The sequence below is a fragment of the Micromonospora parathelypteridis genome (assembly GCF_014201145.1).
Classification (GTDB): Bacteria; Actinomycetota; Actinomycetes; order Mycobacteriales; family Micromonosporaceae; genus Micromonospora; species Micromonospora parathelypteridis.
On record NZ_JACHDP010000001.1, the window covers coordinates 4,443,004 to 4,458,287 of the forward strand.

Consider the following 15,284-nt stretch of genomic DNA (forward strand, 5'->3'; position numbering starts at 1 on the left):
ACGCCGCCGTCGGTACGACGAACGGCGGGAGACAGCGTGGAGGCGACCTACCCGGCGGTGGAGGAGCACGGTCTGATCGGTGACCTGCAAACCGCCGCGCTCATCAGCGCGGACGGCACGGTCGACTGGTTCTGTGCGCCCCGGTTCGACTCGCCGAGCGTCTTCGCGGCGCTGCTGGACCACGGCAAGGGCGGCCACTTCCAACTCTCGCCCGACGGCGTCGAATACACCAGCAAGCAGCTCTACCTGCCCGGAACGCCGATCCTCATCACCCGCTTCCACAGTGCCGACGGCGTGGGGGAGCTGTTGGACTTCATGCCCGTCACCGGTGAGCGTGCCACCGACCAGCACCAGTTGATCCGGCTGGTCCGGATGGTGCGGGGGAGCATGCGGTTCCGCTTCGACTGCCGGCCCCGGTTCAACTACGGACGCGACCCGTACAAGCTGGAGGTGCACCCCGAGGGTGACATCTTCCGGAGCAAGACTCTGAGCCTCACCCTCACCTCCTTGAAGAACGCGGATCGGTTGGTGGACGCGGGGAGCATCCGACGCGACGAGGACGGCGTGTCCGCGCACTTCACGCTGCACGCGGGTGACATCGGCGGGGTGGTCCTGGAGACGGCCTGCCCACATGCGCCCCGAGCGCTCAGCACCGAGGAGGCGTGCGACCTGCTCGCGCAGACCCGCGACTACTGGCGGCGGTGGTTGGGCGGTTCCCAGTACCGGGGCCGCTGGAGGGAGATGGTCGAGCGGTCGGCGATGACGCTCAAGCTGATGACGTACGCGCCGACCGGGGCCCTGGTCGCGGCGCCCACCACAGGGCTACCGGAGCAGATCGGCGGGCAGCGGAACTGGGACTACCGCTACACCTGGGTCCGAGACGCGTCCTTCTCCGTGCACGCGCTGCTCCGCCTGGGCTTCACCAGCGAGGCCGAGAAGTATCTGTCCTGGCTCCACGCGCGCATCCGTGATGCCCGGGACGACGACGTGCCCCTGCAGGTCATGTACCGGATCGATGGCTCACCTGACCTCCCGGAGGAGGTGCTGGGCCACCTGGAGGGCTACCGCGGCTCGGCCCCGGTGCGCATCGGCAACGGCGCGGCGGGCCAGCTGCAACTCGACATCTACGGCGAGGCGCTCAACTCGCTGGAACTCGCCGACCGGCACGGGCTGATCGCCCCGTACGAGGGGTGGCGGAAGACAGCCCGGTTGATGGACTGGCTCTGCGAGCACTGGAACCAACCCGAGGACGGCATCTGGGAGACCCGGTCCGGTCGGCAGGACTTCACCTACGGACGGGTGATGTGCTGGGTGGCGCTCGACCGTGCCATCCGCATCGCGCAGCGCCGCGGGCGCCCCGGCGACATCGTCCGCTGGACCACCGAACGCAACGCCATCTACGAGCAGGTCATGGCGCGGGGGTTCCACTCCGGGCGTCGTGCCTTCGTGCAGCACTACCGTTCCGGCATCCTGGACGCCTCGCTTCTCGCGATGCCCGGGGTCGGCTTCATCTCGCCGACCGACCCGATGTGGGAGTCGACGCTGCGGGCGGTGGACGCCGAGCTGGTCTGCGACAGCCTGGTCTACCGCTACAACCCGAACGCCTCGCCGGACGGCCTCGCCGGCACCGAGGGCACCTTCAACATGTGCACCTTCTGGTACGTACAGGCACTCGCCCTGGCCGGCCGGATCGACGACGCCCGGTTGACCTTCGAGAAGATGCTGACCTACAGCAGCCCACTTGGCCTCTACTCCGAGGAGATCGCCCCGACCGGCGAGCAGATCGGCAACTTCCCGCAGGCGTTCAGCCACCTCTCGCTGATCAGCACGGCGGCCCACCTCGACGACCTGCTCGGCGACGAGCAGCGCTGACCGCTCGGGTCAGAACAGCGTCAGGGGCTCGACCGGTATCGGCTCGGGCAGCGCGTCGAGCTCGGGTACGCGTGCCCGTACCTCGTCGTGGAACCGGCGGGCGAGCACGGGCGCGTCGGCGTTGTCCGGGGTGTGGATGAACATCGTCGGCGAGCGTCCCTCGCGTAGCCAGGCCACGGTGACGTCGATCCAGCGCTGCCACCCCTCGGTCGTGCGCGCCGAGTCGTCGCGGCCGAGGTAGCGGACGATCGGCCGGTCGGTCAGCGCGCGCGACCGGAGCGGCACGCGCGGCTTCTTGGTCCAGGCGTCCCGTTCCGCGTCACTGGTCGGTGGGCTGGCGAAGAAGGCGGTGGTGTCGAAGGGGATCCACTCGGCCGACGCGCTGCCGAGGGTCGCCTCGAGCAGGCGCGCGGCGCTGGCCTCGGTGAAGAACGCCTGGTGGCGGACCTCCACCGCGTACCGGTGGGACTGCGGGAGTTGGCCCAGGAACCGGCTGAGGGTCGGGAGGTCGGCGGGGCCGAACGAGCCGGGCAGCTGGATCCAGAGGGCATGTGCGCGCGGGCCGAGCGGTGCGATCGCGTCCAGGAAGGCGCGCAACGGTTCCCCGACGTTGGCGAGCCGGCGTTCGTGCGTGATGACCTTGGGAAGTTTGAGGACGAACCGGAAATCGGGGTCCGTCTGGGCGGCCCACGACGCCACGGTGTCCCGGGCCGGGGTCGCGTAGAACGTCGTGTTTCCCTCCACGGCGTCGCACCAACTGGCGTAGTGCCGCAGGCGCTCTGCGGGCGGCAGCAGGTGACCCTGCCACGACCTGTGCGTCCACATCGCGCATCCCACGTGAAGACGCATGACCGCCCTTCCCGTCGGTGAACCGCGCCTGAACCGCAGCCCACCGTATACGCGGCACGTGCCACCGGACGCGACCGGACCGGCGGGTGCGGCAGGTAGGGTCCGGCGCCATGCGTGTGCTGTTCGCCAGTCTTGCCTCCGTCGGTCACACCTATCCGCTGATCCCGCTGGCGATCGCTGCCCGGGATGCCGGTCATGAGGTCCACTTCGCCGCCGGCACGGCCGTGCATGCGCCGCTCGCCGCGAACGGCCTGCGGCCGTTCCGCCCCGGCGACGCCTTCTACGAGGTGTACGCCGAGGATCTCGCACCGGAGTTGGCGCGGCTGCGCCCCGACCTGGTGGTGCACGAGTGGGGGCTGCCGGGTGCGGCCATCGCCGCTCATCGGGCCGGCATTCCGGGCATCTGGCACGGGTTCGGGCGGATGTTCCCCGACGGCATCGGCCTCGAACTGCCCACGAGGAACGCCGAGGCCGCCGGCCGGCCGCACCTGGACATCTGGCCGCCCTCGCTTCAGGACAAGGACTTCCTCGCCACGGAACGTCGGATCGAGCTGCGACCGGTCGCCTTCTCGACGCCGGCACCGCTGCCCGAACGGGTGAGCCGTCGCACGTCCCGACCGCTGATCTACCTGACCCTCGGCACCGCGTTCGGCACGCCGGAGCTGCTGCGCACCGCCATCGCCGGCCTGGCGGCGCTGGACGCCCAGGTGGTGGTCGCGGCCGGCCGGGTGCCCCTGGAACAGTTGGGCGAGATCCCCGGCCACGTCAGCGTCCACCCGTGGGTCTCGCAGGCGGAGCTGTTGCCGCTCGTCGACGTGGTGGTGCACCACGGGGGCAGCGGCACCACCCTCGGCGCGCTCGCGGTTGGCGTACCGCAGTTGCTGCTGCCGCAGGGCGCCGACCAGTTCGCCAACGCCGACACGCTCGCCGCCGCCGGTGTCGCCCTGCGGCTCCTTCCCGGCCAGGTGGACGCGGGCGCCGTCGCCGAGCAGGCGCGCCTGCTGCTGCCTCGGCGGGGCCAGGTCGAGCAGCGCGACGCAGCCCGACTGATCGCCGAGGAGATCGCCGGCATGCCCTCTCCGGCGGCCGTCGCCCAGCTCCTGCCGGAGTACGTCGCCTGAGCGGAGCCGTAGTCGTCAACTCAGGGTTGACGCAAGGAATGCGTCAACCTATGGTTGACGCATGACAGATCCTCTTCAGATCGGTAGCACCGTCAAGCTCGACGACCTGATCCAGGCGATCAAAACGGCGCACAGCGACGCACTCGACCAACTCACCGACGCGGTCATCGCCGCCGACCACCTCGGCGAGGTGGCCGACCACCTGATCGGACACTTCGTCGACCAGGCAAGGCGCTCCGGCGCCTCCTGGACCGACATCGGACGCAGCATGGGGGTCAGCAAGCAGGCCGCCCAGAAGCGCTTCGTGCCGAAGGCGACCGACGCGGCCGCGCTCGACCCCAACGCTGGCTTCGGCCGGTTCACCCCCCGGGCCCGCAACGTGGTGATCGCCTCGCAGGAGGAGGCCCGCGCCAGCGGAAACGCCGAGATCGGCCCCGAGCACCTGGTGCTGGGCCTGCTGGCCGAGCCGGAAGCACTGGCCGCCAGGGTGATGGCTGGTCGCGGCGCCACCCCCGAGGCGGTACGGGAGGCGGTCGGCGCCGTCCTCCCACCGAGGGTCGAGCAGGTTCCGGACCTCATCCCGTACGACGCGCGCGGCAAGAAGGCGTTGGAGCTGACCTTTCGGGAGGCGCTGCGCCTCGGGCACAACTACATCGGCACCGAGCACATCCTGCTCGCCCTGCTGGAGCAGGAGGACGGTGCCGGCGTGCTCACCAACCTCGGCCTGGACAAGGCGGCGGTCGAGACCGATCTGGCCGCCGCCCTCGCCGCGGCCGTCAAAGCCGCCGCGACGGATGGCGACGTCGGGTAGCGGCAGGCCGGCAACACCCGTCGGGCGTCGTCCCGGAGTGGCACTGCCACTCCGGGACTCGCTGCGAACCGGGCTACAAGTCCGGCAAGTCGTACATGCTCTCACGGGTCGTCACGCCGGGCAGCGCTCCCCTAGCCTCGGGTAATCGCAGTAGCGATCGACGCATGGACATTCTTTAGACGGGGGAGCGGCCTTGAGAAGTTCCTTTGGACGACTGGTTCGGCGGACCCTGGGAGCTGCCGTCGTCCTGACCGTGGCCGGTGGAATGCTCGCCGCGCCAGCGTATGCCGAGCCACCGACCCCCGCCGACCGACAACGTTGCGTCGACCTTCTGCTGACCGGCGGGCCGGAAGTTGCCCGCGCCGCTGAGCTGGCGTTGACCGGCTCGGACGCCGACCTGCGGGCCTTCCTGGACACCGGGTTGGCCGCCGCTCAGGCACACGACGACCGGGTCGAGGTGGCGCAATACCAGGCGGCGGGCGGCAGCACCCTGCGCAGCGCCGCCGAGGCCGTTCTGGCCGGCTCACCCGCGGATGTCCGCGCCTTCCTCGACAGTGGCTACGAGGAACCGTTGAACATCGACATGCGGATCAAGTTGGGTCAGGTCATCGCCGTCAGCGGACCACAGGTCAAGGCCGCCGGGCAGACCGCGCTGGGCGGCACCCCGCAGGATGTCCTGACGTTCTTCTACCTGGGCCTCGACCAGGCCCGGCAGCTCGACGACCGGATCCGGATCGCGCAGATCATCAGCGCCGGCGGCCCCACGGTCAAGGCGGCCGGCCAGCAGGCCCTCAACAGTGGCACGGGCCAGGACCTGCGGGAGTTCCTGATCGCCGGGCAGAACGTGGCGCGGGCCCGCGACCAGGAGATCAGCACGCTCTCCCTGCTCGTCAGCCGGGCCAAGGAGGCGGGTGAGCTCGCGGCCGAGGAGACCGAGGCAGCCAAGCTCGCCTCGGCCCAGGCGGTGGAGGCATCCCGGCTGGCCAAGGAGGCCGCCGAGCGCGCGAAGGCCGAGACCCAGGCCGCGCAGAACTCCGCCGAGCGGGCGTCGCGGGCTGCGGCCCGGGCGGCCGACGCGGCGGCCCGCGCGGCGGACGCGGCACGGACCGCGGTCAGCGCGTCGAAGGCAGCGAACAACGCCGCCCGACTCGCCTCGAACGCCGCGGCTCGAGCCGCCTCGGCCGCGACTCTCGCCGGTCAGGCGGCATCCAAGGCGTTCGGCGCGGCCGCCGCGGCGGCGACCGATGCGTCGAAGGCTGAGGCAGCCCGGCAGGCCGCCGCAACCGCGCGGAAGGTGGCAACGGACGCGCGTAAGGCAGCCGACGCCTCCAGGGCGGCGGGCAACGCGGCGCTGGCCGCGAGCGGGGCAGCCGTGAGCGCGGCCAACGCCGGGGCGAACGCGGCTGCCGCGGCTGCCGCGGCAGCCGCCGCCGGCGGGCAGTCAAACGTGGCTGCGGCGGAGGCGGCGCGAGCCCGCGCGGCCGCAGAGGCCGCGCAGCGTAACGCGGCTGCGGCTACCCGTGCGGCCAACGAGGCCGAACGGTTCGCCCGGCAGTCGGCGCAGGCAGCCAATCAGGCCTACCAGGCGGCGATGGACGCGGCGGCACACGCAACTGCCGCCGCCGCGGCGGCCGATGACGCGGCGGCGCACGCTGGTGACGCCGCGACCGCCGCGGCCAAGTCGACCCAGCACGCGGCGGGAGCGCTGGCCGCCGCCAACACCGCCACCGATGCGGCGAACCAGGCCGCCGCCGTGGAGGAGGCCGCGCGGGTCGCCGACGTGGAGCGGCTGGCGGCACAGACCGAGTTCGGCGTGCAGGGCGCGAAGGAGGCCCGGCTCGCCGAGCAGATTGAGCTGGCGAGCGCTGCGGACGACGCGGCCGAGGAGGCCCGGCTGGACGCGCAGACGCGGCAGTGGTTGACCGAGGCCAGCGCGCCGGATGCATCCTCGGAGACCGTCCTGTCCAGCGGCCGACTCGCGGCCGCGCGACTCGTCCGCACCGGCGGAGAATGGACCCAGAAGGCGGCTGCGGAGGCCCTCGCGGGTTCCGAGGCCGACCTGCGTACCTTCCTCTCCAGCGGCCGAGCCGTGGCGGCGGACGAGGACGACCGCGCCCGGGTGCGACACATCGGCGCCCTGGGCAAGCCCGCCCTGCTCGACGCCGCCAAGGTGGCGCTCGCCGGTGACCACGACGACGTGGAGCAGTTCCTGCTGACCCGGGAGTACGCGGGCAAGGAGCAGGACGACCGCATCAAGATCGGCCAGTTGATCACCGCCGGTGGGCCGACGATGAGGACGATGGGGCAGGCAGCGCTCAACGGGACCGAGGCTGCCCGGCACGCGTTCCTGATGACCGGGCAGTACGCCGCGGCCGAGACCGACGACCGGATCAAGGTCGGCCAGATCATCTCGGCCGGCGGCCCCGAGGTGAAGTCCGCAGGGCAGGTCGCCCTCGAAGGATCACGGACCTACCTGAAGGATTTCCTCGCCGACGGGCAGTTCCGGGCGCAGCGACGGGATCTGGAGGCGGTCACCCACGTGGCGCGGGTACGCGGGTTGGTCGCTGAGGCGGCCGGTTCTGCCGCCAACGCGCGCAAGGACGCCGCCGAGGCGGCGCGGGTGGCGGCGGTGGCTCGGGCAGCGGCCGCGGATGCGGCGCGCTACGCCCAGGAGGCCCAGCAGGCGGCCAGCCAGGCCGCAGGCTACGCCACACAGGCGCAGCAGTCGGCCCAGGCAGCGGCGGCATCGGCGATTCAGGCCGCGCAGTCGGCCCAGGTCGCCAAGGCCGCGGCCGCCGCCGCGAGGCAGAGCGCTGCGAACGCCGCTGCGTCGGCTGCCAAGGCCACTGACGCTGCGGCACGGGCCAGTGCCTACGCCAGCGCGGCTTACGATGCCGCAGACCGTGCCCGCGCCTCGGCGCTCGCCGCCGGAAGGAGCGCCAGCCAGGCTGCTGCGGAGGCATCGGCGGCGTTGGCAGCGGCGGTCGACCTGCAGCGGCAGGAGGCGGCCCAGAACCCGGGTGGACCGGCGGACCCGCCGCCGCTCGATCAGCCCACCGCCCACGATCCGAGGCGATTGGGAAACCAGTTGTTGGGCAACAACGTCCTCGCCCAGGCGGCGCTGGCACTTTGGGGCGGCAACTGTTTCATCGCCGCCAAGCAGATCATCTGCACCGATGTGGACACACCGAACGGTCGCCCCATGACGGTTGGCGATTACCTGCTCTACCCGGACTCCCGCCAGAAGCTCACGGAGGAGTTGGCCGCGGAGGCCGCAGAGCGGGCCGCGATGCGGGCAGCGGGCGTGGACGCCAGCACCTACGGCCCCGACCTCCTCGAACATGAGGCGCGGCACTCGGACCAGTGGCAGTATTTCCCGCCAAACACATTCCTCAGCATGTACTTCCTCGGAACTGGCGCCTCCTACCTCCTGACGGGCACTGACGGGAACGGCAACCCCTGGGAGATTGGTGCCAACCCGTACAAGGGCGGATACTGGGGACCCGGTAAGTCAATCGTTGACTGGTCCAAGTGCTGGATCATCGTCTGGTGTTGAGCGAAATTGTCGACTAAACCACGGATCCGGGCGGTGAGTGTCCTGCTGACGCTCACCGCCCTGGCGGGGCTCTCCGCCTGCACCCCGGCGGACAAGCCGCTGACCGCACTACGAGTCGTTGACGGGCAGCCGGTCCTGGTTGTGGCGGAGTGTGCCGTCTTCACAGCGACCAGGATCGCCGTCTTCAACGAGGGCACGCCGACCGGGAAGTGGGCGATCGAACGGGAGGGGACCGAGGAGCTCGCGGCGGTGACCCTGTTGCAGCCACCGCCGGGCTGGAAGGTCGCTGAGCAGTCACTCGTCGCGTTGGAGCCCGACACCCTGTACGCGGTCACCGCTTATGGCAGTCAGAACGATGCCGCTCCCATCGACTTCACCCTGGGCGAGGTGACCAGGCTCGGGCCGGATCAGGTCCTCGTCAACGACGGCGGCACCAAGCGGAAGGCGATTACCGAGACCGCCTTCCGCGACCGAGCCAAGAAGGCCTGCTGACGCGGTCGGTCAGGAGACCTCGGAGAAGCCGTACCGCAGGGCGTGCTCCGGATCGGACGGGTCGAGCTGGCGCACGCCCGCGTCGGCGAGCCGCTTGTTGACCTCGTCGAGCTGCTCGCGCACCAGTCGGGCCTCCTCCTCGGTGACCCGACCCCGGTGCGGCTTGCCGGCGTGCTCCAGCGTGCCGTAGTCGATCTTCTCGGCGCTCTTACGGGCCTTGGGTGGGCGGACCCGCTCGGCCGTCTTCAGCAGCTGCGCCATCGGCACGTCGGTGGCCATCGCGTCGAACTCGCTGGCGGTGAGCACCACCCGGCGGGGCTCGCCGCCGCCGTGCCGGTCGTGGATCTCCACCACCGCCACGTCGAGGGCGGCGTCGTCGATGTTCTCCACCTCGCCCGGGGTGGCGTCCAACTGCACGGGCCCGGCGACCAGGTCCGGGTGCTCCAGCACGACGACGCGTACCACCTCGTCGTCCTGCTGCAGGACCGTGCCGGTGAAGTCGGAGACGTGGATCGTCTTCTTGCCCATGCGGGGAGCTTCTCCTGTCGTAGGCCGGGATGCCGGACCACAAGAAATTACCCGACAGGTGTGCGAATGCCGCCGCTGGACCTCCCCGGTGTGTCGCCCCGCGCCTGACCGTCAGGACCCGCCCCCGGGCCGCTCGGTCAGTGGGTGTTCAGGCGGTGCCTACTGGAACTGCCGGCGGGCAACTTGTTCAGCCTGGCCCACGACAGGATGTCAGCGCCGCCGACGGCCCGGGGGTTCCGGTAGCGCGGCTGGGGCGGAAGGCCTCCGACGGTCTCCGCCGCCTGCCAGAGTCGCTCGGGGTCCTGCTGGTAGTGGTGGTTCGGCTGAATCGACATGCCTTACCGTCCCAAACAAAGTTGTACAGGTATGGAAATACATATGACGGTCGATAGGTATGCCTGGTTCCCCCAACCTCGCCCGGCCCTGAGGGATCGTCCGCCCGGCCCGCCGGCCCGCCGGCCCGGCGTACGGTGATCCACGACAGGTGCGGTGACGGGGAGGTGGGCATGCTCGATCGGCGGCTCCACCTGCACCTGGCCACCTGGCTTGGCCAATGGCCGGCCGGGCCGGGACTGCACGTGGTCGCCTCGCAACGGCGGGCGGAACCGGCCTGGGACGGCCGGCTGCGGCCCGCGCTCGCCGTGCAGACCGGGCGGAGCGCAGTGCTCTCCGTGGCGCCGGAGCGGGTCGCGGCGATCCGCTCGCTGGTCCGGCGTACACCGGACCGGCTGCTCGCCGCGCTGCCGGAGGCGGTCGGGCTGCCCGACTGGTGTGTGCACGACGGCCCCTTCCGCTGGAGCCGGTCACCCGCCCCGCTGCCCGACGTGGGGGAGTGGACCGAGTCGACGGCTCCCGGGCTGCCGCCCTGGCTGCGGCTCTTCGACCGGCCGGTGTTGGTGGTCCGTGCCCCGGACGGCAGCTACCTGGCCGGTGCCGGGATAAAACGGCACGACGCGTACGGGCAGGAGTTGGCGGTGGGGACCGCGCCCGCCGCTCGGGGCCGCGGCCTCGCCCGGCGACTGGTCGCACAGGCGGCGCGGCGCGTACTCGACGAGGGAGCGGTGCCCACCTACCTGCACGAGCGGGACAATCACGCCTCGGCCCGGGTCGCTGACGCGGCCGGTTTTCCGGACCGGGGCTGGCGCGCGTACGGGGTCTATCCACGCTGAGTGGCGACGGGCGCGGACCGTGGATCCCGGGCCGGATCCACGGTCCGCAACCTCTCCCCAGGCCCCGGTCTCGCGCGTACCGACCCGCGCGTTGGCGAGTCGGTACGTGTCGATCACGCTACGTATCGAAAAGGCGTGGGGCAAGGTGTGAGCTGTCGGTTCGGAGTGTCGAAAAGTGGACTTGACCTGCGGTTAGACCAGTTGATGCGGCCGGCCGGGTCAGTGACGTAGCGTGCGGATCAGGTCGAAAACCTGCCGGGTCACGGGGCGGAGGACCCGTAGCCGGGACAGCGCCACCAGCCGGTCGATCAACGGCACGACGCCGTCGATCAGCTGGCGGGTCTTGGTCTGCCCCGGAGACCGGTCGTGCACCCAGTAGAGGATCACTCCCATGTACGCCAGCCAGAGCAGCTCGGGCAACTGCGGGCGCAGCTCAGCGTCGACCTTGGCCGTCGAGCCCGTCAACACCTCGCCGAAGAGGTCGATCGCGGACTCTCGGGGGCCGGAGGACTCCGCCGAGAAGGGGCTGAGCGGCGACGTCGGCTCCGCCGCCGTCTTGAAGAAGGTTGCCGCGAACTCGTGCGACGGCGTCAGCACGTCGATGCCCGCGTGCAGCACTCCGGCGAGCCGGGCGCCGAACGCGTCCTCCCGGTCGAGCACCGGCCGGGCGGCGGCTCGGTGCTCGACCTGGGCCTGGGCGTAGAACTCCTGAATCAGGTGATCCTTGGAGCCGAAGTAGTAGTAGGCGTTGCCGACCGCGACGCCGGCCTCCTGCGCGATCGCCCGCATGGTGGTCTGGGCGTAACCGCGCTCGCGGAACAGCCGCATCGCGGTGTCCCGGATGAGCTGCCGGGTCTGCTCACCTCGGGCGGTCGCAGGGTCACCCGCAGTGGTCGTCGGTGCAGGCTGCTCGGTCATCGGGGTCACCGTATCCCGCCAGTTCGTCCGTCGGCTCGGCCCACGGGTCGCGGACCCGCTCCCGGATCGCCGAGGCGGTGGCCACCATCTGCCGGGCGAGCGGCAACAGGTGCGGTCGAGCCAGCCGCTCCGCTGCGGACCGGTGGTCGGCCAGCGCCCACAGGCAGGCGAACCAGGCGCCGTCGCCCGCGTACACCTCGCCGGTGTCAGCCACCACGGTCAGGTCGCGCAGCGTCGCGTCGTGATCCAGGCCGGGAAAGCGCCGCCGGGCCTCGGCTGACCCGGCCGGCACGAATTCCAGGGGTACGAGTTGCGCGCGGGAGGTCAGCCACCGGCGGGCAGCCCGGCAGAGCGGGCAGTTCGCGTCGAACAGGACGGTGAACCCCTGGATCCCGCCGCCGGACTGTGCGGCGGGATCCGGGAACCGGCCGAGGTTGTCGGCTGGCGGGACGGTCATCGGGTCGGCGGGTTGGCCGGTGGCCCGGCGCTCGGCTGCGGTCCACCCGGCTGTTGTCCGACCGGCTGCGAGCCGTACGGGGTGGATGGCATCGGGAGCCGGCCGATCGGTGCGATGGGCGGGTGGGTGGCGAGCTGGCGGAGCCGGTTTCGGCGGTAGCGGCCCAGTGCGAAGACGTTGAAGAAGTGCAGCGCGCCGAGCACCAGCAGCACCTGGCCGATCTTGAGGGAGAGTTCCTCCATCGCCTGGCTGGTCGACCCCACCGGGTCGTCGTGCTTCATCGCCACCGTGACGTAGCCGAGGTTGAGCAGGTAGAAGCCGACCACCAGGAGGCTGTTGACCGCCTGTGCCAACCGTTCGTCGGCGAACACCTCCTCCAGGAAGATCAGCCCGTTGCGGGCCAGTGCCCGGGCCACCCAGATGGTGAGGCCGATGCTGACCGCGAGGTAGACCACGTACATCCAGACCTTGATGTCCATGCCGGACGCCTCTCTTGAACGTGTTCAACTACCGATGGCGTCAGCGTAGGGCAGGTTTTGAACATGTTCAATAGGCGCGAGGGCGACCCGCGATAGTGGACGGTGTGATCTCGCCGACCGCTGCGGCTCAGCGCGCCAGACCGAGCACCTCGGCGGCGGCCCGGCCATTGGCGTGGCTCGCGCCGTACGTGGTGACGAAGGCGCGCACGCCCGCCGGGCGCCACTGTGCCGGCCAGCCCATCTCCACCACGGTCACCGGATGCTCGGCGGCCAGACCGGCAACCAGCTCCGGGCCGCCGGGCAGTCGGTGCAGGTGCCGCCCGACCAGCACGATGGGACGGTCACCGGCCAACTCGCGCAGCCTCGCCGCGTCGGTCTCCGCGGCGATCACCCGGATCTCCGGCACCCCGTCGAGGTGTGGACCGAGGCCCCAGGGCACCCGACCCTCGGCGATCGTCGACTCGGTGTGCAGCTGCACCACCAGTGGCCGGTCCAGGCCGGTCAGTACTCCGTCCACCCGGACCGCTCGACGCGCTGCCGCGTACCCCAGCTCGGTGTCCTCGGTGGCCGACGACCTGACGGCGGCCCGGGTCCAGGCGGCGAGCTCGGCGGCCCGGCCGGCGGCCTGCTCGACCCGCGCGGTCGCCAACCGGCCGTCGCCGAGGGCGTCGACGATCTCGGCGGCCACCCGCTCGACCAGTTGCGCGTCGACCTTCGCGCCGATGCAGAGCAGATCGGCGCCGGCGGCCAGGGCCCGGACCGCGGCCGGCCCGACTCCACCGGCAGCCACCGCGGCGCCCTTCATCTCCAGCGCGTCGGTGATGACGGCGCCGGTGAAGCCGTAGTCGGTGCGGAGCAGGTCGACCAGGACGGCCCGGCTGAAGGTGGCCGGGTCGGCGCCGGTCAGTGCCGGCACCCGGATGTGCGCGGTCATCACGGCGCGCGCCCCGGCCGCGACGACCGCCGCGAACGGCGGCAGGTCCCGCTGGCGTAGCAGGCTCAGCGGTGCGTCCACGGTGGGCAGCTCGTGGTGGGAGTCGGTGACGGTGGCGCCGTGCCCGGGGAAGTGCTTGGCGCAGGCGGCCACGCCGGCGGCCTGCAGCCCGGTCACGGCGGCGGCCGAGTGGGCGGCCACCCGCACCGGATCCGCGCCGAAGGACCGGGTGCCGATCACCGGGTTGTCGTCGGCGGTGTTGACGTCCACCGTCGGGGCGAGGTTGACGGTGATGCCGAGCGCGGCCAGCTCGGCGCCGATCGACTGGTAGACCCGTCGGGTGAGCGCCACGTCGCCGATCGCGCCGAGGGCGGCGTTTCCGGGGTACGGGCTGCCGGTGGCGTGCGCCAGCCGGGTCACGTCGCCACCCTCCTCGTCGATGGCGATCAGCACGTCCGGCCGGCCCGCGCGCAGTGCCGCGGTGCTCGCCGCCACCTGCGCCCGGTCATGCACGTTGGTCCCGAACAGGGTGTGCCCGGCCAGCCCGTCGGCCAGCAGGTCGACCGCCCAGTCCGGTGGGACCGGTCCTGGGTACGCGGCGAGCAGCGTGCCCAGCGCCAGCCGGCGCAGTCCTGGATCCAGCCCCACGTGATCTTCTCCCTTCGGTGCCCCCGCGGGTACGAAACGTCGTACCGGTGGTGGTGTTCGCCCTGCCGAATCGGCCGAGCGCCCCACCTCCGGGTGGCCGATACGCTACGGCTACCCGTTCGCAGGATGGTTTACAGTTAGCAAAGTTTACTAAAACTAGAGGACGTGTCATGAGTGCGACCCGGCTGCCCGGCACCCCCCGTCTGTTGCGGGCGCTCAACGACCGTGCGGCGCTGGAGCTGCTCCTCGAACGCGGCCCGCTGACCCGGGCCCGCCTCGGCGAGCTGACCGGGTTGTCGAAGGTGACCGCCTCGCAACTGGTCGAGCGGCTGGAGGAGCGTGGCCTCGTCACGCGGGTCGGCGAGCAGGCCGGCGGGCGAGGGCCGAACGCCCAGCTCTACGCGGTCAGCCCAGGCAGCGCCCACGTGGTCGGTGTGGACGTCGGGCCAGACCGGGTGGTGGCCGCGTGTGCCGACATCACCGGTGCGGTCATCGGCCGGGTGGAGCAGTCGACCCGGGACACCGACGACCCGGTGGGCGTGGTGCACAACGCAGTGGTGCAGGCCGCCAGCAGCGCCCAGGCGCAGCTGAGCAGCGTACGGCGGATCGTGCTCGGCACGCCCGGCCTGGTCGACCCCGGCACCGGCGACATCACGTTCGCCTTCAACCTGCCGCGCTGGCACAGCGGGCTGCTCGCCGCGTTGCGGGACGACCTGCACACCCCGGTGGTCTTCGAGAACGACGTCAACCTCGCCGCGGTGGCCGAGGCGCAGTCCGGCGCCGCGCAGGGGGTGGGCGACTTCGTGCTGGTCTGGGTCGGTGCCGGCGTCGGCCTGGCGATCGTGCTGGGAGGTCGGCTGCACCACGGCAGCAGCGGTGCCGCCGGTGAGATCGGCTACCTGCCGGTGCCCGGTGCGCCCATCCCGCGCGACGTCTCCCGCCGCGCCAAGCCGGCCTTCCAGCAACTGGTCGGCGCGGACTCGGTGCGCGCGGTGGCCAGCGAGCACGGCTACCCGGCCGCCGAGGCCGCCGAGGCGGTCCGCGCGGCAGTGGCGGCCGGCGCCGACGGCGGCCCGATGCTCGACGAGCTGGCCCGGCGTCTCGCCCTCGGCGTGGCCAGCACCTGCGTGGTGCTCGACCCGCCGCTGGTCGTGCTCGCCGGCGAGGTGGGCCAGGCCGGCGGCACCGCGCTCGCGGACCGGGTGCAGCACGAGGTGGCCGCGATCACGCTGGTCCAACCTCGCGTCGTGCCGACCGGGCTGACCGAGGAGCCGATCCTGCAGGGAGCGCTGCGGACCGCCCTGGACGCCGTGCGCGACGAGGTGTTCGGCTCCACCGTCGGCTGAGCCCGCTGCGGCGGTCATGTGAAGGAATATTTCACCGCCGGTCGGCGGGTTGCAAGCTCTTGCCGTACTCCGGGTCGGTCCGCGGGCCGCCCGAAGCGAGGCGG

14 protein-coding genes are annotated in these 15,284 nt (G+C 71.8%); 7 read left to right on the forward strand and 7 right to left on the reverse strand.

Going from position 1 to position 15,284, the window contains the following annotated elements; translation table 11 throughout:
• The first annotated feature begins 36 nt into the window (after positions 1–36).
• Positions 37–1,872 (forward strand): glycoside hydrolase family 15 protein, encoded by a 1,836-nt coding sequence (locus HNR20_RS20065; RefSeq protein ID WP_184182075.1) that lies wholly within the window; start codon positions 37–39, stop codon positions 1,870–1,872.
• Between the two features lie 9 nt (positions 1,873–1,881).
• Here HNR20_RS20065 and HNR20_RS20070 read toward each other — a convergent pair whose 3' ends face one another.
• Positions 1,882–2,721 carry a DUF72 domain-containing protein gene (locus HNR20_RS20070; protein WP_184182077.1) on the reverse strand — a complete coding sequence of 280 codons (840 nt, stop codon included), beginning with the start codon at positions 2,719–2,721 and terminating at the stop codon, positions 1,882–1,884.
• Positions 2,722–2,831: 110 nt separating this feature from the next.
• Here HNR20_RS20070 and HNR20_RS20075 point away from each other — a divergent pair, with 110 nt between their 5' ends.
• From HNR20_RS20075 to HNR20_RS20090, 4 genes are all read left to right on the forward strand, one after another.
• Complete coding sequence (locus HNR20_RS20075; RefSeq protein ID WP_184182078.1) at positions 2,832–3,842, forward strand: glycosyltransferase; 1,011 nt, start codon at positions 2,832–2,834, stop codon at positions 3,840–3,842.
• Positions 3,843–3,903: 61 nt separating this feature from the next.
• Positions 3,904–4,653 carry a Clp protease N-terminal domain-containing protein gene (locus HNR20_RS20080; protein ID WP_184182079.1) on the forward strand — a complete coding sequence of 250 codons (750 nt, stop codon included), beginning with the start codon at positions 3,904–3,906 and terminating at the stop codon, positions 4,651–4,653.
• A 193-nt stretch (positions 4,654–4,846) separates the two neighbouring features.
• Entirely contained in the window at positions 4,847–8,209 is a 3,363-nt protein-coding gene (locus tag HNR20_RS20085; RefSeq protein WP_229687449.1) for an ALF repeat-containing protein, read from the forward strand.
• Positions 8,210–8,242: 33 nt separating this feature from the next.
• Positions 8,243–8,701, forward strand: a complete 459-nt coding sequence (locus HNR20_RS20090; protein ID WP_184182080.1) for a hypothetical protein — start codon at positions 8,243–8,245, stop codon at positions 8,699–8,701.
• A 9-nt stretch (positions 8,702–8,710) separates the two neighbouring features.
• Here HNR20_RS20090 and HNR20_RS20095 read toward each other — a convergent pair whose 3' ends face one another.
• Positions 8,711–9,229 carry a hypothetical protein gene (locus HNR20_RS20095; RefSeq protein ID WP_184182081.1) on the reverse strand — a complete coding sequence of 173 codons (519 nt, stop codon included), beginning with the start codon at positions 9,227–9,229 and terminating at the stop codon, positions 8,711–8,713.
• Between the two features lie 137 nt (positions 9,230–9,366).
• Positions 9,367–9,564: a DNA repair protein gene (locus tag HNR20_RS20100; RefSeq protein WP_184182082.1), complete on the reverse strand. Its 198-nt coding sequence runs from the start codon at positions 9,562–9,564 to the stop codon at positions 9,367–9,369.
• 171 nt (positions 9,565–9,735) lie between these two features.
• On the opposite strand from HNR20_RS20100, the gene HNR20_RS20105 reads away from it, so the two are divergent.
• A complete protein-coding gene (locus HNR20_RS20105) occupies positions 9,736–10,398 on the forward strand; it encodes a GNAT family N-acetyltransferase (RefSeq protein WP_184182083.1) in 663 nt (220 codons plus the stop codon).
• A 219-nt stretch (positions 10,399–10,617) separates the two neighbouring features.
• On the opposite strand, the gene HNR20_RS20110 is transcribed toward HNR20_RS20105, so the two are convergent.
• From HNR20_RS20110 to HNR20_RS20125, 4 genes are all read right to left on the reverse strand, one after another.
• Positions 10,618–11,316, reverse strand: coding sequence for a TetR/AcrR family transcriptional regulator (locus HNR20_RS20110; RefSeq protein WP_184182085.1), 699 nt, complete (start codon positions 11,314–11,316; stop codon positions 10,618–10,620).
• Positions 11,279–11,773, reverse strand: a complete 495-nt coding sequence (locus tag HNR20_RS20115; protein WP_184182087.1) for a thiol-disulfide oxidoreductase DCC family protein — start codon at positions 11,771–11,773, stop codon at positions 11,279–11,281. The genes HNR20_RS20110 and HNR20_RS20115 overlap by 38 nt, the downstream gene beginning before the upstream one ends.
• Complete coding sequence (locus HNR20_RS20120; RefSeq protein WP_184182089.1) at positions 11,770–12,252, reverse strand: hypothetical protein; 483 nt, start codon at positions 12,250–12,252, stop codon at positions 11,770–11,772. The genes HNR20_RS20115 and HNR20_RS20120 overlap by 4 nt, the downstream gene beginning before the upstream one ends.
• Before the next feature lie 127 nt (positions 12,253–12,379).
• A complete protein-coding gene (locus tag HNR20_RS20125; RefSeq protein WP_184182091.1) occupies positions 12,380–13,834 on the reverse strand; it encodes a glycoside hydrolase family 3 N-terminal domain-containing protein in 1,455 nt (484 codons plus the stop codon).
• A 170-nt stretch (positions 13,835–14,004) separates the two neighbouring features.
• Here HNR20_RS20125 and HNR20_RS20130 point away from each other — a divergent pair, with 170 nt between their 5' ends.
• Positions 14,005–15,180 (forward strand): ROK family transcriptional regulator, encoded by a 1,176-nt coding sequence (locus HNR20_RS20130; protein WP_184182092.1) that lies wholly within the window; start codon positions 14,005–14,007, stop codon positions 15,178–15,180.
• The last annotated feature ends 104 nt before the right edge of the window (positions 15,181–15,284 follow it).